This window comes from Collinsella sp. CLA-ER-H11, from assembly GCF_040092445.1.
Lineage (GTDB): Bacteria > Actinomycetota > Coriobacteriia > Coriobacteriales > Coriobacteriaceae > Collinsella.
The window spans coordinates 70,130-89,998 of the sequence record NZ_JBBNLN010000004.1; the positions used below are offsets into that span (position 1 = coordinate 70,130).

Consider the following 19,869-nt stretch of genomic DNA (forward strand, 5'->3'; position numbering starts at 1 on the left):
CCTTAATCGAGGATATCGTCGAGGGCACTCTTGATACGGTCGGTCACCGACTTCTTACCAGAAGCGACGTCATCGCCCATCTCATCGGCAAAAGCACGGAGCAGCTCGCGCTGCTTATTGGAAAGATTGGTGGGAACGACCACGCGCAGTTGCACGATCAGGCGGCCACGCGAACCGCCACCGCCAATGCGCGGCATGCCGTAATTATTGACGCTCACGGTGTCGCCGTACTGGGCGCCGGCGGGAACCGTCACCTTAACGACCTCGTCGGGCATAATGCCCTCGACCTCAATCTCGCAGCCGAGCGCAGCCTGCGCAATCGAGATATCGCTCACCAGGTACAGGTCATCACCGTTGCGCTTAAAGCGCTCATGGTCGGCGACGCGCACGTTGACAATCAGGTCGCCCGAAGGCTCGCCGCGAAGGCCGGCCTCGCCAAAGCCGCTCACACGAAGCTGGCGACCGGTCGAAACGCCGGCGGGAATATCGATGTCGATCTTTTCGTGCGAAGGCGTGCGGCCTTGACCGTCGCAGGTCTCGCAGGGATGATCGATAACCGTGCCCTCGCCATGGCAGTCGGGGCAAGGCGAGGAAGACTGAACCTGGCCCAAAAACGATCGCTGAACCGTTGTGACGTAGCCCGTACCGTGGCAGCGGCCGCACTGCTTTTCCTGTGCGCCCTCTGCCCTACCGGTGCCATTGCAGTCCTCGCAAGGAGCAAGGCGGTCATAGCTGATTGTCTTTTTGCAGCCGAGCGCCGCCTCCTCGAGCGTCACCGAAAGCGAGATGGCCATATCACGTCCGCGACGACGCTCACGACGGCTGCGGGCGCCACCGCCGGCACCGCCGCCAAAGAACGACGAGAACAAGTCGTCCATGCCCATGCCACCAAAGATATCGTTGATATCGACGTAGCCGGAGCCACCGGGGCCGTCGGCAGTGCCGTAACGGTCGTAGTTAGCACGCTTCTGCTCATCGGAAAGAACGGAATATGCCTCGTTGAGCTCTTTGAACTTAGCCTCGGCCTCGGGGTCGTCCGAAACGTCCGGGTGTACGGTACGGGCCTTCTTTAGAAACGCGCGCTTAATCGTCCGCGCGTCGGCATCCTTGTCGACGCCAAGCACCTCGTAGTAATCCCTATTTTCCGACACGACCGAATCCTTCCGACTTTCATTATTGTCACAGTGCGTCCTATACCCAAGCTGGGCCGGCCGCAAACAGAGGGTTTGATGTTATTGCATTGCGTAGGGCGAAAGCATGGCACGTTGCGAGCAGCTCGCAAACCAAACCGACACGAGCGCAAACATAAATCCGTTGGCAAAACCGTTGGCAAACTGCATCGCGCCGCGCTTCCACCACAGCAGGCTGCGGTGCAGCACGCCGTCCGAGAGCACCATGAACAGGCCCATGGCAAACGGAATAAAGCACATCACGGCAAAGGCCGAGAACACGCCCGAGATGGCCGATAGCACCAAAAACGGCGCCACGATGCCCATCAGGTAAAAACCGGTACGGGCCTTGCCTTCCAGGCGCTCGGCCTCAACATGGGCCCGACCGACCAGATCACCGCCAGAGGCGCCGTTGGTGCCGGCGTGACCCATGCCGCCAATACGGACCTCGTCGCCATCGTGCGTGCCGGCGGGAAACTCAATCGTCTGCTCGGAGGTCACACGGGTTCGCCCGCTGCCGCCGCAATCGGGACAGGGGTCGGCGACGACCTTACCGGAGCCACCGCACTCAGGGCAGACAGACTGGAACGTGCCGGCACCAAACAGAAAGGACAGGTCGACATCGATGTGGCCGCGACCGCCGCAGCTCGGACAGGTATGTGCATGCTCGGACGAAACAGAGCCCGAACCGCCGCAGTGACCACAGGTATCGAAGCGCGTATAGCGGACGGTCTTGCGGGCACCGCCCTTGGCCTCCTTGGCGTCGAGCTTAATATCGACGACCACGTTGGCGCCGTTCTCGGGATTATAGGCAGCCTGCCCGCGACGCGGCTGACCCCAGGCGCCACCAAAGGGAAAGCCGCCCTCAAAGGGATTGCCGTAGCCCGCGCTGCCGGCGTAACCGCCGCCATAGGGCGAAGCCGTGGGAGCGCCGGCAAAGGGATTGCCCGAGCGCATGGCGTCGTAGCGCGCACGCTTCTGCTCGTCCGAAAGCACAGCATAGGCCTCGGAAACCTCTTTGAACTTTTCCTCGGCATCCGGTTCTTTGTTGACGTCCGGATGGAGCTTGCGGGCCTTTTGCTGGAAGGCTTTCTGTATATCACGCGAGGTGGCGTCCTTGGAGACACCCAAAATCTCGTAGTAATCTTTTTCGTTCATCGTCGCCATGCGCGGCAACCTCCTGCTCACAGCAGCGTATATATTGCGGTAATTCTACCCGAGCGGCCTAGGCTAGACCCCAAAACAGCTCGAACAGCACATTTCCATCGAGCCAGCCCAAGTGAGTGGGCGCTAAACGAGCACGGACGCGACCTGCGATAACGTCTTTCGAGGTGACGCGCCCCGCATGTCCTTCAATATGATCGGGCACCCAGGTGGCAAGGCCCAACTCGACCGCACGGTCGCAGGCCGCCGCCAACTCATCTGCAGCGATCACGCTTGCCGAGCGAACCAACAGATCGGGCCCAATGCCACGCGTCATGCGACAGGCAAGCATCAAATCCTCGGCCGCCGCCTCGCGCTGCGACAGATACTCGGCATCAAACGTCGTCGCGGCATCGTCGCGTTGCACCAAGCGCACGCGATACGCATCGCCGCGAGCAAGCACGTCGGGAAACAGCCCGGCCAAGCGATCGAAATCCTCGGCGTCGAGCATACCGGCGGCAGAGCGGCCCAAACCCAGATAGCCCTGTCCGGTCCAATAGGCAATGTTGTGGGCGCACTCATGGCCGTCGAGCGCGTAGCTTGCCACCTCATACGGGTGATAGCCGGCCGCACTCAGGCGCTCACGCGCCGCATCCATGCATGCAGCCTGAAAATCCTCGTCGGGCTCGAGCGACTCGTCGCGACACGCCATGCGATAGAGCGGCGTGCCCTCCTCGAGCGTGAGCGGGTACACCGACACATGATGCGGCGCCGCCGCCAACACGCCATCGAGTGTGCGCTGCCAGCTTAGGTCGGTCTGCCCGGGAAGGCCGCACATCAGGTCGCACGACACGACAAGCCCAGCGTCCTTGACCGTCGTGATGGCAGCGAGCGCCCGATCGGCATCGTGAATGCGGCCGATGGCGGTAAGTTCGGCGTTATCGAGCGTTTGCACGCCCAGAGAGACGCGCGTGACACCCACCCCGGCAAGCGCAGTGGCAAGCTCTGCGGTCAGCGATTCGGGATTGGCCTCGCAGGTAAACTCAACAGGCTTACACCACGCAGAGATACGCCGGGCAAATTCTACCAAACGCTCCCCCGCCAGCGACGGCGTGCCGCCGCCAACATAGACGGTGCGGATCTGTGCAAGCGCGCCTGCGTCGCCAAAAGCATCGAGGCGCGCATACAACTGCTCAAAATAGGTATCGAGCGCAACGCTCATGTTGCACGGAGCAAAACTGCGTGAGTCAAAGTCACAGTACCGGCATTTTTGGGCGCAAAACGGCACATGCACGTACAGCGCGGTAACGGCCACCGTTAGGCCTCCAACGGATGAGCGGGCACCGACTCGCCGGCGGCAAGTGCGGCCTCACAGGCCACCACATCGTGCTCGATATCATCGACCAGTGCCATGAACTCCTCGTATGTGGAGCAACGCACCACCTGAGCGCGCCAGGCGGCAGCATGGGGCATGCCCTTTAGATACCAGCTTGCGTACGTGCGGGCACGCGACATGAGCGGCAACAGCTCGTGCGTGAGCGTCAGGTGCTCGCGCAGGGCATCCAGGCGCTCAACCGAGGAGCGAGAAGGAACCGGCGTGCCATCGAGTGCAAGGGCTCGGGCATCGCCGAACACCCATGGATTGCCGTAGATGCCGCGCGCGATAAACACCGCGCTGGCACCCGAGCTTTGCAGATGCTCAGCAGCGTCCTCTGCCGAGAACACATCGCCCGAACCGATAACGGGAATCTCGACGGCGTCGGCCACCTCATCGACGACCGACCAATCGGCCTGGCCCGTATAGAGCTGCGTGGCGCAGCGACCATGTACCGCCACCGCGGCGGCCCCTGCTCCCTCAAGCATCTGGGCAAACGTCGCGGCGTTGCGGTCTTCGGCGTAAAAGCCCTTACGGATTTTTACGGTCACGGGCACATGCGCCGCGCCCACCGCCGCCTCGACGATCTGCTCGGCCAGATCGGGAGTGCGCATAAGCGCCGAGCCCTCGCCCTTGGTGACGACCTTGCGAGCCGGGCAGGCCATGTTGATATCGATCAGCGACAGGCGATCGCCCACACGCTCCTCGACGGCAGCAACAGCGCTCGCAAACTGATCGGGCTTGGAGCCAAAGAGCTGCACGCAGATCTGCTGCTCCTCATCGGCCGGCAGTACCAGGCGCCACGTCTTATTGCTGGCATAGGCAAGGCCCGCCACGCTCACCATCTCGCTATAGGCAAGATGGGCACCGCGACGGCGGCACATGATGCGATAGGCGGGATCGGTCACGCCCGCCATGGGAGCCATAAGGAACGGCTGCTCGGCATAGGCGCCAAGCAACCGCTTGCTGTATTCAGAAAGTGCCATGGACCTACTCGTCCACCTTGAGAATCGCCATAAAGGCCTCCTGCGGAACCTCGACCGAGCCGATGGCCTTCATGCGCTTTTTGCCCTCTTTCTGCTTCTCGAGCAGCTTGCGCTTTCGCGAGATATCGCCGCCATAACACTTGGCCAGCACGTCCTTGCGGCGCGCTTTGACGGTAGAGCGGGCAATGATCTTGTTGCCGATGGCGCCCTGGATAGGCACCTCGAACAGCTGGCGCGGAATGATTTCCTTGAGCTTGTCGCACAGACCGCGGGCCAGGCCATAAGCCTTATCCTTGTGCACGATAAACGACAGCGCGTCCACCTCGTCGCCCGAAAGCAGGATGTCGAGCTTGACGAGCTCGGAGGGGCGATATTCGTTGAACTCGTAGTCGAGCGAGGCGTAACCCTTGGTGCGGCTCTTGAGCTGGTCAAAAAAGTCCAGAATGAGCTCGGCAAGCGGCATGTCGAAACGCATCTCGACCGATTTGCTCGTGAGATGGATCATGTCGGTTGTAATGCCGCGATGCTCGATAGCGAGCTGCATGACGGCACCCGTATACTCGGGCGGACAGATAATCTTGGCCTTGAGGTAGGGCTCCTCGATGCGCTCGATGCGCGTAGCCTCGGGCAGATCCTGCGGGCTGCGAACATCAATCATCTCGCCATCGGTCTTGTAGACGTGATAGTCCACCGAAGGGCTCGTGGCAATCAGGTCCAGGTTGAACTCGCGCTCCAGGCGCTCCTTGACGACCTCCATATGCAGCAGGCCCAAGAAGCCAACGCGGAAACCAAAGCCGAGCGCCACCGAAGTCTCGGGCTCCCACACCAACGACGGGTCGTTGACATGCAGCTTATCGAGCGCGTCACGCAGGTTCTCGTAGTCCTTGTTATCGATCGGGAACAGGCCCGTATAGACCATGGGCTTAGCCTCGCGGTAACCGGGAAGCGGCTCGGGGCAGGGGTTCGACGCCCAGGTAAGGGTGTCGCCCACGCGAACGGCCTCGGGGTCCTTCAGGCCCGTGACCACGTATCCGACCTCGCCGACCGTCAGCGCGTCGACCGGCGTCTCGGCGGGACGCTTGACGCCCACGCCATCGACCAAAAAGTCGCCCTTTGCCTGCATCATGCGCAAGGTATCGCCCTTTTTGATGGAGCCGTCAAAGATGCGCACCGTGGCGACGACGCCACGATACTCGTCGAAGTATGAATCCAGAATGAGTGCCTTGAGCGGCGCATTCGCATCGCCCTTGGGCGGAGAGATCAGAAAGACAATGGACTCCAGCAGATCGTGGATGCCCTCGCCGGTCTTGCCCGAGACACACACGGCATCATCGGCAGGGATCGCCAGGTCATCCTCGATCTCGGTCTTAACCTCGTCGGGATGAGCCGAGGGCAGGTCGATCTTGTTGATGGCCGGCACAATGTCCAGATTGGCGTTCATGGCAAGCGTCGCGTTGGAGACGGTCTGTGCCTCGACGCCCTGTGTGGCGTCGACAACGAGCACCGCGCCCTCACAGGCTGCCAGCGAGCGCGAGACCTCATAGGTAAAGTCCACGTGGCCCGGCGTATCGATCAGATTGAACTGATACGTCTCGCCATCGTCGGCGTCATAGGACACGCGAACGGCATTGGACTTGATCGTGATGCCGCGCTCGCGCTCGATATCCATGGTGTCGAGCAGCTGCGACTCCATGTCGCGCTCGTCGACGGTATGGGTGAGCTCGAGAATGCGGTCACTGATCGTGGACTTGCCATGGTCGATGTGCGCAACAATCGAGAAGTTGCGGATGTGGGAAATGTCAATTGAAGTATTCATGCGGACTATCTTACCCGAGCGGTACAAAAAATGGAGCCTGTTCCATAAAACAGGCTCCATTTATGCGCGTAATCTGTGTGGTGTGAAATTTACAACTTAAGCGTTGATGCTGTTCACGAGCTTGGCAAGACCGGACTTGCGGTTGGAAGCCTGGTTCTTGTGGATAACATGCTTGGCGGCAGCCATGTCGAGACGCTTGGTGACGGTCTTGAGGGCAGCCTGGGCCTTCTCGGCGTCGCCCTCGGCGACGGCGGACTGGACGTGCTTGGTCAGCGTCTTGAGCTCGGACTTGACAGCCTTGTTACGCATGCGAGCTGCCTCATTGGTGCGGATACGCTTCTTCTGAGACTTGATGTTTGCCACTTCTGGAGTTCCTTTCGAGTTCCTTGCAAAAAATGTATGACACCTCTGAGACACGGTGAGGTCATGCAAGCGCCTACTATAGCACGCTCCCCCTCAAAGGGATAGAACGAATTTGTCAAATAGGCAGGTATCATCACGATTTTCTCAAGATGTTCGTAATCCAGAGCAAAAGCGCGGCCTCAGAATCGGCCGAACCCTTGAGCGCGAGCTCTACATCGACCGCCCCCTCGAGCGCCGCGACGAGCTCTGCCATCGAAAAGCGACGTGCCCAGGTCAAGTGATTCTTGACCTGCCAGGACTGGAGCTTGAGCGTTGCGGCCAGCTCACGACCCTGTCCGCGCGCATCGAGCGCCTTGGCGACGATAAGCTCGCGGATGCGGCCGCACAGCAACGTGTAAGTCCACACGTAGCTCTTGGCGGGCAATAGATTGAAAAGCTCGAGCGAGCGTCGCATGTCACGTGCCGAGACCGCATTGAGAAAGTCCCAGGGTTGAACCTCGGCCGTACGTACAATCCAGCGCTCAACGTCGGCAAGCTCAATCTGGGGCGCCTCGACCATCTGGGCAAGCTTAGCCAAGTCGTTATCGAGCATGCGAGTGTTCTCGCCCGAACGCGAGACGAGCTCCTCGGCGGCCGCCGTCGAGATCGACTTGCCGCGCTGCGTCGCCATCTGCTGCACGCGACGCGGTAGCTCCCAGCGCTTGGTGCCGGAGCAATCGATCACGGCCTTCTTATCGATCTTGGCGATCGCCTTATACAGGCGTGTGTTCTTGGCAAGCGAGTCGGCAATGATGAGGCAGACCGTCGTGGGGCTGGGACTCGCCAGATAGTCGACAAGCGGCTCCGAGACCGCCTTAGTAAGCTTTGAGCAGCCATCAAGGATTACCAAGCGAAACTCGCTGCCCATCGGAAAGGTGTTAAGCGATCCGATAATGGACTCGATATCGGGGTCCTTGGTCATGTCGCGCTCGTCGAGGTTGAACTCGACCATTCCCGACTTTTCCAGACGCGCCTTCATACGCGAGACGGCGTGATCGCGCTTGACGCCGTCGGTACCGACGATCAGATATGCCGGCAGCAGACCGGTTTCGGACATTACGCTCCCCTCCCGCAGGCCTTCGTATTCGTTCCGTGCCATTCTAGCCCAGGGGCCCACCACACGCCAACGACGTCGTCACGGTCGCTGGCATCGCATCGCAAAGCCCTTTGCGGTCGGGCTGATGGTGATATCACCGTGTTCGATGGTGCATGCGAACGCACCGCCCGCTTCCTGAACGGTATCGATGCAGGCATCCGACGGATGACCGTATCGATTCCCCTTGCCGGCGCTCGCGAGGGAAAGCTCGGGTCTCAGGACGTCCAGCAACTCACCATCGACTGAAACCTTGGAGCCGTGATGCCCAAGTTTAAGGACATCGATATCCCCCACCTCCTGCACGAATTCCCGTTCTTGGTCGAGCTCGGCATCACCAGTGAGGAGCATACGCAGGCTCTTGCCTTCCTGAACATAAGAGAGTAGCAGGACAAGCGAGTCCTCATTTCCCTCGCCATCTACGGACTCGAACGGCCACATCACGCGGGCACAAAATGAGCCGATGTCGACCGTATCCCCACGGCGCACCTGCCGATACTCAACGCCAGGTCGATTCAATACCTCGGCAGGAGCATCCTCCAACGCATCCGCCGCCACGGCAATCGTTCCGACCGAAAACTGTTCGAGCACGGCAGGTAGACCACCCCAGTGATCCTCATCCCAATGCGTCACAAAGACGGCATCGATATGGTGCACGTTATTGCGAACCAACGCCGCTACCACGCGCCCATCGAGCCCGCAGTCGACGAGTGCTAATGCGTCGCCCTGGCGGATAAGAATCGCATCCGCCTGGCCCACATCGAGCACCGTCACCGAAGGCGGAGCGAATCGATCCCAGTAGACGTACGGAATCGCAGCCAAGAGCACCAGGCATGCAAGCCCCACCGCCATAGGACGTGCACGGGGACGCGGCCACCAGACCAACAGAACCGCCAGCAAACACGGCACTAGGTAAATCCACATGCTTTCGGGCGGCACACTCACAGATGCACCAGGCACGGCGGCAAACAGCTGCTCGAAGAACAGCGCGCAACGGGCGGCAATCATGGGCACAACGAGCGCCCAAGTCCGCAACGGTCCCACGAGCGAAAAGGGAACCAGCACGATGGACACAGCAAGCAGTACGCTCACCACCGGACCGATGACCGCATTTGCCAACGGAGCAATGAGCGAGAACGTACCGAAGGCGGGAATGGTAATGGGAAGAGTCGCCAGTTGCGAGCACAGCGTGACGGAAAGCATGCTGGCAACGCCCGATGGCACACCCAGCTCACCCAAAGCGTAGGTCGCATAGGGGCAAAAGCACAGAATGGCAAAGACGCTGGCACATGAAAGCTGAAAGCCCATATCGAACAGCACCGTCGGTCGCAGTAGCACAAAGATGGACATGGTTACGAAGAGTGCCGATGCGCCGTGCCGGCGACGCTCCGCGCCGTTTACGACAAGCGTCGCGAACACCATGCAGCACGCGCGCACGGCCGAGGGAGACGCGCCCGTAAAGGCAGCGTAGCCCATAAGCGTTATCGCCAATATCGCCCGGTGAAGACCACGTGAGCACCGAGTCTTTTGCAATACACCCTCGATTACAAACCCCACGATAGCCAAATGGCTGCCCGAGACGGCGATAAGATGCGCCGTTCCCGTCACCGAAAACCAGTCGCCCGCCGGCTGGGCGCGCAGCTCGGCCGAACGACCGCAGATGACACCGGCTATGAGCGCACGCGCCGGGTCGGTCGCAGGCGCGATGGACGCAAGCAGCCCATTTCGCAGCCGAAGCAGCGGCCCCGGAGAGCACTCGTCGACCGACACAATCCGAACGGCTTGAACCTTGCGCACCTCGCCTCGGAGCACGCGCGATCGTCCATATGCATCGTTCTCAAAACGTGAAACGCGACCGATAACACGCGCGTGCGCCCCGACCTTGAGCTCGAGGTCGCACGATAGGCGAACCGTTGCCAAGTTCTTACCGTCCGCACGTGCCTCGCAGGTATAGGAATACACGTCGTCGTTTATGGATGGATCGCCCTGCACGACAAACTCGAGGCCGCTTGCCGCTCGAGCGTCGAGCGCCTTCGAGGCGTTGAGCGCGCCCGCAGCCCACCACGCCGAGACGACCGCTCCCGCCACGAGACCGACGGACGCGGCATACAGCCACCGCTTCCAAGGAGCAAGCGGTGCACAAAATTGAGCCAGCACAACGAATACCGCCGCCGCAACGGGAATGGCCCATAGCAGCCCGACCGCCGGCGCCTGCTCCCTCAGCAGCACATCAGCGGCCACGTTGAGCACCAAGGCGCAGCTCATGCACACGCCGGCACACAGGGCCATCGTCCACGGCATCAGGGGCCGCGGAGGCATCACATGCTCGCGCTCGGTCGCACTCATACGCAGATGCAATCTTTGATTTTGGCAAGCTTCTTCTCGCCGATTCCCGACACACGCATCAGATCGTCAACCGAGGCAAAAGCACCGTTCTTTGTCCGCTCATCGATAATCGACTGCGCCATGGAGGGACCGATGCCCGAGAGCGTCTGCAGCTCTGCCGCGCTTGCCGTATTGATGTTGACTAGGCCCGTTGCGCCACTCACGCCCAATGATGCGGAAGCCCCACCATCAACACCGGCTTCCGCAATGGACGCCTGCTGCTCCCCCACCGTTGGAACGTGGATTTTTTGTCCATCAGTGACCTTGGATGCCCGGTTAAGCCCCGTAACGTCTGCCTCGGGCGTAAGCCCGCCGGCGGCATCAATCGCCTGAGCCACCCGCGCGCCGTCCTTGAGACGATATACACCGGGCGACACAACGGCGCCGTCGACATCGACATAGACCTCTGCCGCGGCAGAAGCCTTAGCCGAAGAACCTTCGGATGTCTTTCCGCTCGAGGCATCACCGGATCCCGGCTCCACCAACGAGCCTGAACCGTCAGTGCGCTCAAACGACACGCCACCGGCACCGCCGCCAAGGTTCGCCATCGCCAGTCCACTCGCCATCGCAATGACGACCAGTATCGCCATCACCACTGCCTTATGACCGAACAGCTTGTCCGCCAAGCGGTCCATCCGTTTGACTCGTTCGTGTTGTTCGCGCTGCGCCATAGCAAAACCTCCCAACACCATCGTGTCAGGAAAGGAGCTCCACAACAGCCACGCTCCAAAACCGGTTTTAACGGTCAAACCAAAAACCGACCAAAACCTTGCACAAATCTGTCCATTTATTCAGGCACACGTCAGCAAATGAACACTTAGCCGCAAAATGCCCAGATAGCAAAAGGCCGACGATGCAGGCGCATCGTCGGTCTATGCACAAATTTACTCGTGATCTTGGTAAATCTCACGCGGAGCAAGCTCCGAATGTTTGCGTTTTAAGGTCTTAGGGGCCTTATACGTGTTGCTGGAGAAGTCAATGTACTCGGTCTGCTTAAGCAGACGCTCGATCATCTCCTCGTGGTCGAACAGCTCCCAGGCCTCGTGCACGGCATCGAGTTTGGCGTGCGTCTCGGGACGACGCGGCATAAACAGCGTGCAGCAGTCGGGCGCCGCCTCGGTGGAAATATCGAACGTGCCGATCTCCTGAGCGCGCGCAATGATCTCCTGCTTGTCGGACCCGATGAGCGGACGGAACACGGGAATCTTCACGGCCTCGTTGACGGCCATGATATTCTCGAGCGTCTGGGAGGCAACCTGACCGAGCGACTCGCCGGTCACGATGGCCTTGGCGCCCTCGATATGCGCGATACGCTCGGCAACCGAATACATGATGAGGCGATACATGATCACGCGCAGGTTGCTGGGACAGGTGACCGAAATCTCACGCTGGCAGTCGCCAAACGGCACCACGTATAGGCGGCCGATCTGGACACCCGGCTCAAGCGCACGAATGATGTCCTGCACCAAATACTCGCTCGTGTCGGGCGTCTGCGGACGACCTGAGAAATGTACCGGCACGCACACCGCGCCGCGACGCGCGAGCATCCAGGTTGCCACCGGAGAATCAATACCCGACGACAGCAGCGTCACGACCTTGCCGGCAGAACCCACCGGCAGACCGCCCACGCCGCGCTCGGAGCGCGCGTACACATAAACGCTACCCTGGACCACCAGTACGTGCACCATCGCATCGGGGTCGTGCATTTGAACCTTTTTATCGGGGAAGGCCTCGCACAGCACCTCGCCCACCTGACGATTGATGTCAATCGAGGTGAGCTCATAATCGGTATTGGAGCGCTTGGCGTGCACCTTAAACGAATCGAAGGAACCAAACTCGCGCAGCGCCTTCACGGCGGCGGCACAGTACTCCTGAGGGTCGCGATTGGTGTGATACGCCAAAGACACACGAGCAACGCCGGGAACGGTGCGAATGACACGCGCCGCCTCGTCGGCCTGATGCTCGTTAAAGGTCACGAGGATATAACCGGAAATTCGAGACACGGCATTCACGGAAAAGGCGGCCAAGGCCGCCTTGATGTTATCCATGAGGATATGCTCAAAATGTGCGCGGTTCTTACCCTTCAGTCCAACCTCGTGATAGTGGACCAGGCAGACGCGAGCCGCCATTTAGGCTTCAGCAACCTTGTGGCCGAGCGCCTTCTCGTAACGGGCCTCGTCGTAAGAGATGTCGCCGTCGACAATCTCGTCCATAGCCATCGAAATGGTATCGGCACCGGAAAGCCCGATGGTGATGTCATCGACATCCTGGACGGCAAGCACGCGGTTGTGCTGGCCACGCAGCATGCTGTTAATATCGCAGGCGCGCTTGGAGGCAAGCGAAGCGAGCAGGAAGCGGTTGTGATCGGTCTTCTCCAGAAGATCGTCAATGCAAGGCTTTACAACGGACACGGACCTCAGATCCTTTCATGCATATCGAGAACGCGAACGAGCTCATCGGTCGCGCGGTCGAGATCGTCATTAACCACGACGTCGTCGTAGCGGTCGGCAAGGGCAAGCTCATCGGCGGCGTTTGCCATACGCAGCTCAATCGTCTCGGGCGTCTCGGTACCGCGACCGACTAGACGCTCGCGGAGTACCTCAAGCGAAGGCGGCTTGATAAAGATCAGCACGGCCTCGGGAAAACGTTCCTTCACCTGCAGGGCGCCCTGGACATCGATCTCCAAAATCAGAGACGCGCCCGAGGCGAGCTTGGATGTGACCTCGCTCACCAACGTGCCGTAGCAGTTACCGTGGACCTCGGCCCACTCAACAAACTCACCGTTTGCCACGCGGCGGTCGAACTCCTCGCGCGTCAGAAAAAAGTAGTTGACGCCGTCGACCTCACCTTTTCGTGGTGCTCGCGTGGTAGCCGAAACCGTCAGGCCCAGGTTCGAGCGGCGCTCGCGCACACGAGTGACGAGCGTACCCTTGCCTGCGCCTGACGGTCCAGAAATCACAAAGAGCTTGGAATCCTGAGCGCTCACTTATTTGGTCAGCTGCTCGAGGAGCTGCTCGCGCTGACGGACGCCGAGGCCCTGGACGCGACGGGTAGCGGAGATACCGAGCTCCTCCATGATCTTGGCGGCCTTGGCCTTGCCATAACCAGGGAGAGACTCGATGAGAGTGGAAACCTTCATGCGGGAAGCGATGGGATCATCGGAGTTGAGCACGGACTCGAGGGACTTCTCGCCCTTCTTGATCTGCTCGCGAAGCTCAGCGCGGGCGTGACGTGCGGCAGCAGCCTTCTCAAGAGCCTGCTTGCGCTGCTCATCGGTAAGCTGAGGGAGTGCCATTCGTACCTCCAAATAGTTGGGTTATATCTGATTCAATAATTGGCATTTTAGCACGTAGAACGTACAAAATGCCCAATCGCGGCTCCATAGGTTAGACGATACCCGCAAAAAGTGCAATATACTGCGCCCAAAGTTAAGCCCCTGACCTGCGATTCCACACAAAGGATGGGAAAGTTTTCGCAGGCACAGGGGCTATTTTGTGCTAATGAGACCCAAAAGTGGTGACTTAGGGGAATCTTTTACGCGACGTTTTCGACCAGCTCGGCGACGATGGCGTCAAAGGCGGCAACCGGATCGTCGGCGCCGGTGATGGGACGGCCCACCACAATGTGACTTGCGCCGCGCTCGATAGCCTGGGAAGGCGTCGCCACGCGGGACTGGTCACCAAGAGCGGCGCCCACCGGACGCACACCCGGAGTCACGATCAGGGCATCAGGACCCAGCAGCTCACGCATGTCGTGAGCCTCCATCGGCGAGCACACGATGCCATCGATGCCGTTGGCCTGAGCGAGCTTTGCCAGGCGGGCGGCCTCCTCGGCCACAGGCGACTCGACGCCGATCTCGCTCAAGGCATCCTGATTCATGCTCGTGAGCACGGTGATGGCGACGAGCTTGGCGCGGTCCTCGCGCGCCTCCTCGGCACCCTCGCGGCAGGCAGCGAGCATGGCGCCCGAACCCAAGCCGTGAACCGAGAGCAGGTCGGCACCGGCAAGCGAGGCCGAACGGGCGGCACCGCGAACCTGATGTGGAATGTCATGGAACTTAAGGTCAAGGAAGACCTTAAAGCCCAGGTCCTTAAAGGTCTTGACGATCTCGGGGCCCTCAGCGTAATAGAGCGTCATACCAACCTTGAGCCAGGCGGCATGGCCCGAAAGCTCGTGGGCGAGCTCGAGCGCACGCTCACGATCGCAGTCGAGGGCGACGATTACGCGGTCGCGGGCATCGGTCTCTAGCATTCGAAAGCACCTACCAGCTCGTTGATGTCCTTTACGCCCTGGGACTCGGCCCAGGCCTCGAGCTCATGCGCGATCTTGAGCGAAGCGCACGGATCGACGAAGTTGGCCATACCGACCGACACGCAGGTGGCGCCGGCCAGGATAAACTCAGCCGCATCCTCACCGGTCATGACACCGCCGACACCGTTGATGGGGATATCGACGGCCTGGGCAACCTCCCAGACCATGCGCACGGCGATGTGGTGGCACAGCGGGCCCGAAAGGCCGCCCTTGGGCTTGGCTACGCGGGACTTGCGGGTATGGACGTCGATGGCCATGCCCTGAATGGAGTTGATGACCGAAAGGCCGTCGGCGCCGGCGGCCTCGAGGGCCTTGGCGATCTCGGCGACGTTGACCGGTGCCATCTTCACGAACAGCGGCTTATCGGTCACCTTGCGGCAGGCAGCCATAACGGAAGAGGCGCCCTCGGGCGTGGAGCCCATGGCGGCACCGCCGGCGGCAATATTGGGGCAGCTCACGTTGATCTCGTAGCCGGCAGCCCAGGGGCACAGCTCGACATACATCTCGAGCGCGCGGACAAACTCGTCAACGGAGTGGCCGGCAACCTGACAGATGACCTGGCAGCCGTCCTTGGACAGCTGTTCGAGCCACGGACCGGACTCGCGGGCAAAGGCAGCCACGCCGGGGTTCTGAAGGCCCACGGAGTTGATCATACCGCCGGGAATCTCTGCCATGCGGGGCGCGGGATTGCCGGGCCAGGGCTCGGCTGCGCAACCCTTGGTGGTGATGGCGCCCAGCTGGGAAACATCAAAGAAGTTCTGGAACTGCCAACCGTAGCCAAAGGTACCGGCTGCGGTGTTGATGGGGTTCTGCATCTTGACGCCGCCGAAATCGACGGCCATGTTCACGGTACCCACTAGAAGACCACCACCTTGGAAGCATCGAACACGGGGCCGCACATGCAAGCACCCTTCATACCGTCGACCGTCTCGACATTGCAGGTGTTGCAGGCGCCAAAGCCACAGCTCATCATGCGCTCAAGCGACACCTCGCAGTACGCACCGGCCTCGGCGGCAGCGGCGGCGACTTTCTTCATCATGACAGCGGGGCCGCAGCTGGCGACGTAGTCGTAGCCGCCCTCGCCGAGCAGCTCGGCGGCAGGATCGGTGCAAAAACCGTGCGTGCCGAGCGAGCCGTCGTCGGTGCAAACGTTGACCGTGGCGCCCAGCGCGCGGAACTCATCGACACCCACGGCCTTGGAAGCGGTGCCAAAGCCCAGGCACACGTCAACATCCACGCCCTGCTCGGCAAGCATACCGGCAAGACACAGCACGGGCGGAACACCGATGCCGCCAGCAACGAGCAGCGCCTTCCTGGTGCCCTCGGGCACAAGCCAGCCGCGGCCGCCAGGGCCCAGCAGATTAGAGGTGGAACCGGGGGCCATCTGCGACAGACGACGGGTGTCGTCGCCCACGACGGCGTACCACAGCTCGACGGTGCCGGCCTGGGCGTCGGCGCGATAGAAGCTCAGGGGCACGCGAAGCAGCGAGGACGCATCGCCGGGCACGGCAATGTTCACAAACTGACCGGGCTTGAGCGCACTTGCAAGCTTGGGGGCCGAGATGACGAGCGAGAAGATGCCGTCGGCGATCTCCTGGTTCGAGACGACCTCGAAGTCGTGCATGCGTGCAGTGGAAGGTGTGGGCATAGACGCTCCAATCCCCCATGCGGTTGCATGGTCAAAACGAACAGAAAGCGCGGCACCGCAAGGGCACCGCGCACAAAAGCGATAAGGCTATGCTAGCAGATGCAGCCGTCGGCGAGCGTCTGCTTACCGCCGACAAACACATCGGTGGCACGGCCGGTAAGCGTGCGGCCGGCGAAACCGGAGTTTTCGGCGCGCGACTCGTAACCGTCCTCGCCAACCGTCCAGGTGGCGGACGCGTCGAACACGGTCAGGTCGGCAACGGAGCCCGCCTTGACCTGAACCTGGTCGAGACCCAGGATCTCACGCGGTTTGATGGCCATGAGCTCGACCATGCGGCCCATGCTCATCTTGCCCGTGTTGACCAGCTCGGTGAGTACGAGCGACAGCGAGGTCTCGAGGCCGATCATACCAAAGGGCGCAAGCTCGAACTCGCGGGCCTTCTCCCACGGGGTGTGGGGAGCGTGATCGGTGACGATAGCGTCGACGGTGCCGTCGATGACGCCCTGACGGATGGCCTCGGCATCCTCCTCGGTACGCAGCGGCGGGTTGACCTTGAGCGAGGTGTTGTAGGTCTCGTCCAGGTCGTTCTCGGTCAGGAACATGTGGTGCGGGGTGGCCTCGCAGGTAACCTGAACGCCGGCGGCCTTACCGGCACGCACGAGCTCGAGACCGTGAGCGGTGGAGATGTGCTGGATGTGCAGCTTGGCACCGGTCAGCTTGGCGATCTCAATGTCACGGGCGATCTGGAGCTCCTCGCCGGCAGCCGGCCAACCCTCGAGGGCCAGACGGGTCGAGACCTTGCCCTCGTTGATCTGGCCGTGGCCGACCAGGTCCTCGTCCTGGCAGTGGCTCATAAAGACCTTGCCGAACATCTTGCCGTAGTCCATGCAGCGACGGAGCATGCCCGCGCCCTGCACGCCGCGACCGTCGTCGGTGAAGGCGACGGCACCATGGGCGACCATATCACCCATCTCGGACATGGCCTCGCCCTTAAGACCGCGGGTCATGGCGCCCGACGGATAGACGCGGCAGTGACCGACCTCGGCAGCACGGGACTTGACGAACTCCACGACGGTGCCGTTATCGGTGACGGGATCGGTGTTGGGCATGGCGCACACGCCGGTAAAGCCGCCCTTGGCAGCTGCGCGGGTACCGCTCTCGATGTCCTCTTTGACCTCGTAGCCGGGCTCGCGAAGGTGAACATGCATATCCACCAGGCCGGGGACGAGGTACTTGCCGGAAAGGTCGCGGACCTCGGCTCCCTCGACGGCGAGATTCTCGCCGACCTCGGCGATCTTGTCGCCGTCAATCAGGACGTCAACGACACCGTCAAGCTCGACGGACGGGTCGACGACGTGGGCATTCTTAAGAAGCAAGGCCATTATCGGCACCTCCAAGCAGCAGATACAGGATAGCCATACGCACGCAGATACCGGCGTAGACCTGTTCCAGGATGACGGAGCGTTGCGGGTGGTCGGCCATATAGGAGTCGAACTCGACGCCGCGGTTGATGGGGCCCGGGTGACAGATGATCGCGTCGGGCTTCATGAGCTTCTCGCGGTCCTTGGTCAGGCCGAAGAGCTTGTGGTACTCGCGAATCGTGGGGAACGGGGCACCCTCGAGGCGCTCCTGCTGCACGCGCAGCATGTAGACGACGTCCAGCTCGGGCAGGACGGAATCGAGGTCGCTCGTCACGTGGTCGCAGCCCAGAACCTCGGGCGCCGGCGGCAGCAGCGTGCCGGGGGCGACGGCGTAGGTCTCGCAGCCCATGATCTTAAGGGCGGGAATCAGCGAGCCGCAGACACGAGAGTGTGAGATATCGCCGACGACGGCGACCTTCAGACCGTGGAAGTCACCCTTGTGCTCCCAGATGGTGTACAGGTCGAGAAGGGCCTGCGTGGGATGGTTGTGCTTGCCGTCGCCGGCGCAGATGACGCTCGCGGGCGAGTTCTGCGTGACGATGTAGGGAGCACCGGCGTGCTTATCGCGCACGACGATGCAGTCGATCTTGTAGGCGTTGAGGGTCTCGACGGTGTCGACGAGGCTCTCACCCTTGACCGTGGAGGTCGAGGAGCCGCCAAAGTTAAGGCTATCGGCCGAAAGACGCTTCTCGGCGAGCTCGAAGGAGCTGCGGGTGCGCGTCGAGGGCTCGTTGAACATGTTGACGATGGTCTTGCCCTTGAGCGTGGGGACCTTCTTGATCGCACGCTCGTTGACCTCGGAGAACGCCTTGGCGGTCTCGAGGATGAGCTTGATGTCCTCTTCGGAGTACTCGGTAATGTCGATCAGGTGCTTATGGTTGAACGCCACGGTACTACTCACCTCCCAGCGGCGCGGAGCCCACGTGGGAACCCGGCGCGACGTCGTTAATCTCGACGGCGGTGTGGCCGTCGACTTCCTTCATATATAGATGCACGTTCTCCTCATGCGACGAGGGAACGTTCTTGCCGACAAAGTCCGGCGAGATGGGGAGCTCGCGGTGGCCGCGGTCAACGAGGACTGCCAACTCAATGCGACTCGGACGGCCCAGGTCCATGACGGCGTCGAGAGCGGCGCGGATGGTACGGCCCGTATACAGGATGTCGTCCACCAGCACGACGCGCTTGCCGTCGACGCTAAAGGGAATGTTGGTGGCGTGGATCGCGGGAGCGAAATTGGTCGCATAGTCATCGCGGTAGAAGCTGATGTCCAGGCTGCCGAGCGGAACTTCGACGCCCTCGATCTCCTTGATCTCCTCGGCGAGCTTCTTTGCCAGAAGGTCGCCGCGCGTGACGATGCCGACCAGAGCGAGGTCTTCACAGCCCTCGTTGCGCTCGAGAATCTCGTGCGCGATGCGGGTCATCGCTCGATTGACGGCGGTCTCGTCCATGATGACCGCCTTGGGGGAAGTCGTGCCCATCGATCTCCTTCCTCACATGTCTTGACTGCTGACACAGTCAAAAAAATAGATGCCCGACCGCTTAAAGCGGACCAGACACCCACAGGAAGGGCTGCTCTTTGGCAGCTATGTAATTCCATGTGGGTATCTCGTACCCCTTTAATGGTCAAGGGATAGTGTAGCCAACCTCGAGCTTAATTGCGAGCATAAATACAGAGCAATCCGCAAACGGAGCCCAAAGCCCAATAAACCTATATATATTTGTGGGACGAGCTTGAAAACGCACGCACGAGCTGGCATAATCCCCTCTGCTGCACGCAAATCGGATCTACGTCCAGGGCCGTGGCGTGGGCACTATCGCCAAAAGAGGAATATCTCTGTGTAGATTGCGCACAGGGAGCGACTTCTGTGCTATAGTTCAGGCTTGTTTGTTAACGCGACATGTTCGTTTGTCGCCCAAGGAGGGTCAGTTATGTCCAAAGTTTGCGAAGTTTGCGGTAAGCACCCCGTTGCCGGTCGCTCCATCAGCCACTCTCACCGCGTCACCAACCGTAAGTTCCGCCCCAACATCCAGCGCGTCTACGTCGTCGTCGATGGTCACCGTCGCAAGATGAACGTTTGCTCCACCTGCCTCAAGTCCGGCAAGGTTGCGCGCTCCTAAAT

20 protein-coding genes are annotated in these 19,869 nt (G+C 61.0%); 1 reads left to right on the forward strand and 19 read right to left on the reverse strand.

Going from position 1 to position 19,869, the window contains the following annotated elements:
* Nucleotides 1-2: 2 nt before the first annotated feature.
* From dnaJ to pyrR, 19 genes are all read right to left on the reverse strand, one after another.
* Nucleotides 3-1,151, reverse strand: coding sequence for a molecular chaperone DnaJ (dnaJ, locus tag AAAX35_RS04210; protein ID WP_138374184.1), 1,149 nt, complete (start codon nt 1,149-1,151; stop codon nt 3-5).
* Nucleotides 1,152-1,232: 81 nt separating this feature from the next.
* Nucleotides 1,233-2,336 (reverse strand): DnaJ domain-containing protein, encoded by a 1,104-nt coding sequence (locus AAAX35_RS04215; RefSeq protein WP_171021457.1) that lies wholly within the window; start codon nt 2,334-2,336, stop codon nt 1,233-1,235.
* 58 nt (nt 2,337-2,394) lie between these two features.
* Complete coding sequence (hemW, locus tag AAAX35_RS04220; RefSeq protein WP_195211969.1) at nt 2,395-3,627, reverse strand: radical SAM family heme chaperone HemW; 1,233 nt, start codon at nt 3,625-3,627, stop codon at nt 2,395-2,397.
* Nucleotides 3,628-3,629: 2 nt separating this feature from the next.
* Nucleotides 3,630-4,673: a tRNA dihydrouridine synthase DusB gene (gene dusB, locus AAAX35_RS04225; RefSeq protein WP_138374182.1), complete on the reverse strand. Its 1,044-nt coding sequence runs from the start codon at nt 4,671-4,673 to the stop codon at nt 3,630-3,632.
* Between the two features lie 4 nt (nt 4,674-4,677).
* On the reverse strand, nt 4,678-6,489 hold the full coding sequence (lepA, locus tag AAAX35_RS04230) for a translation elongation factor 4 (RefSeq protein WP_117770326.1): 1,812 nt from the start codon (nt 6,487-6,489) through the stop codon (nt 4,678-4,680).
* Nucleotides 6,490-6,585: 96 nt separating this feature from the next.
* Nucleotides 6,586-6,852, reverse strand: coding sequence for a 30S ribosomal protein S20 (gene rpsT, locus AAAX35_RS04235; protein WP_022094714.1), 267 nt, complete (start codon nt 6,850-6,852; stop codon nt 6,586-6,588).
* A 133-nt stretch (nt 6,853-6,985) separates the two neighbouring features.
* Entirely contained in the window at nt 6,986-7,948 is a 963-nt protein-coding gene (gene holA / locus AAAX35_RS04240) for a DNA polymerase III subunit delta (protein ID WP_349116850.1), read from the reverse strand.
* A 78-nt stretch (nt 7,949-8,026) separates the two neighbouring features.
* Nucleotides 8,027-10,330: a DNA internalization-related competence protein ComEC/Rec2 gene (locus tag AAAX35_RS04245; protein ID WP_349116851.1), complete on the reverse strand. Its 2,304-nt coding sequence runs from the start codon at nt 10,328-10,330 to the stop codon at nt 8,027-8,029.
* On the reverse strand, nt 10,327-11,040 hold the full coding sequence (locus AAAX35_RS04250) for a ComEA family DNA-binding protein (RefSeq protein ID WP_349116852.1): 714 nt from the start codon (nt 11,038-11,040) through the stop codon (nt 10,327-10,329). The genes AAAX35_RS04245 and AAAX35_RS04250 overlap by 4 nt, the downstream gene beginning before the upstream one ends.
* Nucleotides 11,041-11,253: 213 nt before the next feature.
* On the reverse strand, nt 11,254-12,498 hold the full coding sequence (gene thiI, locus AAAX35_RS04255) for a tRNA uracil 4-sulfurtransferase ThiI (RefSeq protein ID WP_349116853.1): 1,245 nt from the start codon (nt 12,496-12,498) through the stop codon (nt 11,254-11,256).
* Nucleotides 12,499-12,780, reverse strand: coding sequence for a DNA-directed RNA polymerase subunit omega (locus AAAX35_RS04260; protein ID WP_035138532.1), 282 nt, complete (start codon nt 12,778-12,780; stop codon nt 12,499-12,501).
* Between the two features lie 5 nt (nt 12,781-12,785).
* Complete coding sequence (gmk, locus tag AAAX35_RS04265; protein ID WP_006236131.1) at nt 12,786-13,355, reverse strand: guanylate kinase; 570 nt, start codon at nt 13,353-13,355, stop codon at nt 12,786-12,788.
* Entirely contained in the window at nt 13,356-13,664 is a 309-nt protein-coding gene (gene mihF / locus AAAX35_RS04270; protein ID WP_006236130.1) for an integration host factor, actinobacterial type, read from the reverse strand.
* A gap of 239 nt (nt 13,665-13,903) precedes the next feature.
* Nucleotides 13,904-14,620 carry an orotidine-5'-phosphate decarboxylase gene (pyrF, locus tag AAAX35_RS04275; protein ID WP_035138533.1) on the reverse strand — a complete coding sequence of 239 codons (717 nt, stop codon included), beginning with the start codon at nt 14,618-14,620 and terminating at the stop codon, nt 13,904-13,906.
* Nucleotides 14,614-15,537 carry a dihydroorotate dehydrogenase gene (locus AAAX35_RS04280; RefSeq protein WP_022094721.1) on the reverse strand — a complete coding sequence of 308 codons (924 nt, stop codon included), beginning with the start codon at nt 15,535-15,537 and terminating at the stop codon, nt 14,614-14,616. Before AAAX35_RS04280 ends, pyrF begins: the two co-directional genes overlap by 7 nt.
* Entirely contained in the window at nt 15,537-16,304 is a 768-nt protein-coding gene (locus AAAX35_RS04285) for a dihydroorotate dehydrogenase electron transfer subunit (RefSeq protein WP_349116923.1), read from the reverse strand. The genes AAAX35_RS04280 and AAAX35_RS04285 overlap by 1 nt, the downstream gene beginning before the upstream one ends.
* 116 nt (nt 16,305-16,420) lie before the next feature.
* A complete protein-coding gene (locus tag AAAX35_RS04290) occupies nt 16,421-17,710 on the reverse strand; it encodes a dihydroorotase (protein ID WP_349116854.1) in 1,290 nt (429 codons plus the stop codon).
* On the reverse strand, nt 17,694-18,638 hold the full coding sequence (locus AAAX35_RS04295; protein WP_055285144.1) for an aspartate carbamoyltransferase catalytic subunit: 945 nt from the start codon (nt 18,636-18,638) through the stop codon (nt 17,694-17,696). Before AAAX35_RS04295 ends, AAAX35_RS04290 begins: the two co-directional genes overlap by 17 nt.
* Nucleotides 18,639-18,642: 4 nt before the next feature.
* Entirely contained in the window at nt 18,643-19,227 is a 585-nt protein-coding gene (gene pyrR, locus AAAX35_RS04300; RefSeq protein ID WP_117770320.1) for a bifunctional pyr operon transcriptional regulator/uracil phosphoribosyltransferase PyrR, read from the reverse strand.
* Nucleotides 19,228-19,678: 451 nt separating this feature from the next.
* Between pyrR and rpmB the strand changes: the two genes are divergently transcribed.
* Complete coding sequence (rpmB, locus tag AAAX35_RS04305) at nt 19,679-19,867, forward strand: 50S ribosomal protein L28 (RefSeq protein WP_022094725.1); 189 nt, start codon at nt 19,679-19,681, stop codon at nt 19,865-19,867.
* Nucleotides 19,868-19,869: the final 2 nt, after the last annotated feature.

What these genes read in the sequence shown, in the direction of transcription:
- rpmB (WP_022094725.1), top strand. Translation starts at nt 19,679, where the DNA reads ATGTCCAAAGTTTGCGAAGTTTGCGGTAAGCACCCCGTTGCCGGTCGC.
- mihF (WP_006236130.1), bottom strand. Translation starts at nt 13,664, where the DNA reads ATGGCACTCCCTCAGCTTACCGATGAGCAGCGCAAGCAGGCTCTTGAG.
- pyrF (WP_035138533.1), bottom strand. Translation starts at nt 14,620, where the DNA reads ATGCTAGAGACCGATGCCCGCGACCGCGTAATCGTCGCCCTCGACTGC.
- lepA (WP_117770326.1), bottom strand. Translation starts at nt 6,489, where the DNA reads ATGAATACTTCAATTGACATTTCCCACATCCGCAACTTCTCGATTGTT.
- dusB (WP_138374182.1), bottom strand. Translation starts at nt 4,673, where the DNA reads ATGGCACTTTCTGAATACAGCAAGCGGTTGCTTGGCGCCTATGCCGAG.
- AAAX35_RS04245 (WP_349116851.1), bottom strand. Translation starts at nt 10,330, where the DNA reads ATGAGTGCGACCGAGCGCGAGCATGTGATGCCTCCGCGGCCCCTGATG.
- holA (WP_349116850.1), bottom strand. Translation starts at nt 7,948, where the DNA reads ATGTCCGAAACCGGTCTGCTGCCGGCATATCTGATCGTCGGTACCGAC.
- thiI (WP_349116853.1), bottom strand. Translation starts at nt 12,498, where the DNA reads ATGGCGGCTCGCGTCTGCCTGGTCCACTATCACGAGGTTGGACTGAAG.
- AAAX35_RS04250 (WP_349116852.1), bottom strand. Translation starts at nt 11,040, where the DNA reads ATGGCGCAGCGCGAACAACACGAACGAGTCAAACGGATGGACCGCTTG.
- pyrR (WP_117770320.1), bottom strand. Translation starts at nt 19,227, where the DNA reads ATGGGCACGACTTCCCCCAAGGCGGTCATCATGGACGAGACCGCCGTC.
- AAAX35_RS04290 (WP_349116854.1), bottom strand. Translation starts at nt 17,710, where the DNA reads ATGGCCTTGCTTCTTAAGAATGCCCACGTCGTCGACCCGTCCGTCGAG.
- AAAX35_RS04285 (WP_349116923.1), bottom strand. Translation starts at nt 16,304, where the DNA reads ATGCACGACTTCGAGGTCGTCTCGAACCAGGAGATCGCCGACGGCATC.
- AAAX35_RS04215 (WP_171021457.1), bottom strand. Translation starts at nt 2,336, where the DNA reads ATGGCGACGATGAACGAAAAAGATTACTACGAGATTTTGGGTGTCTCC.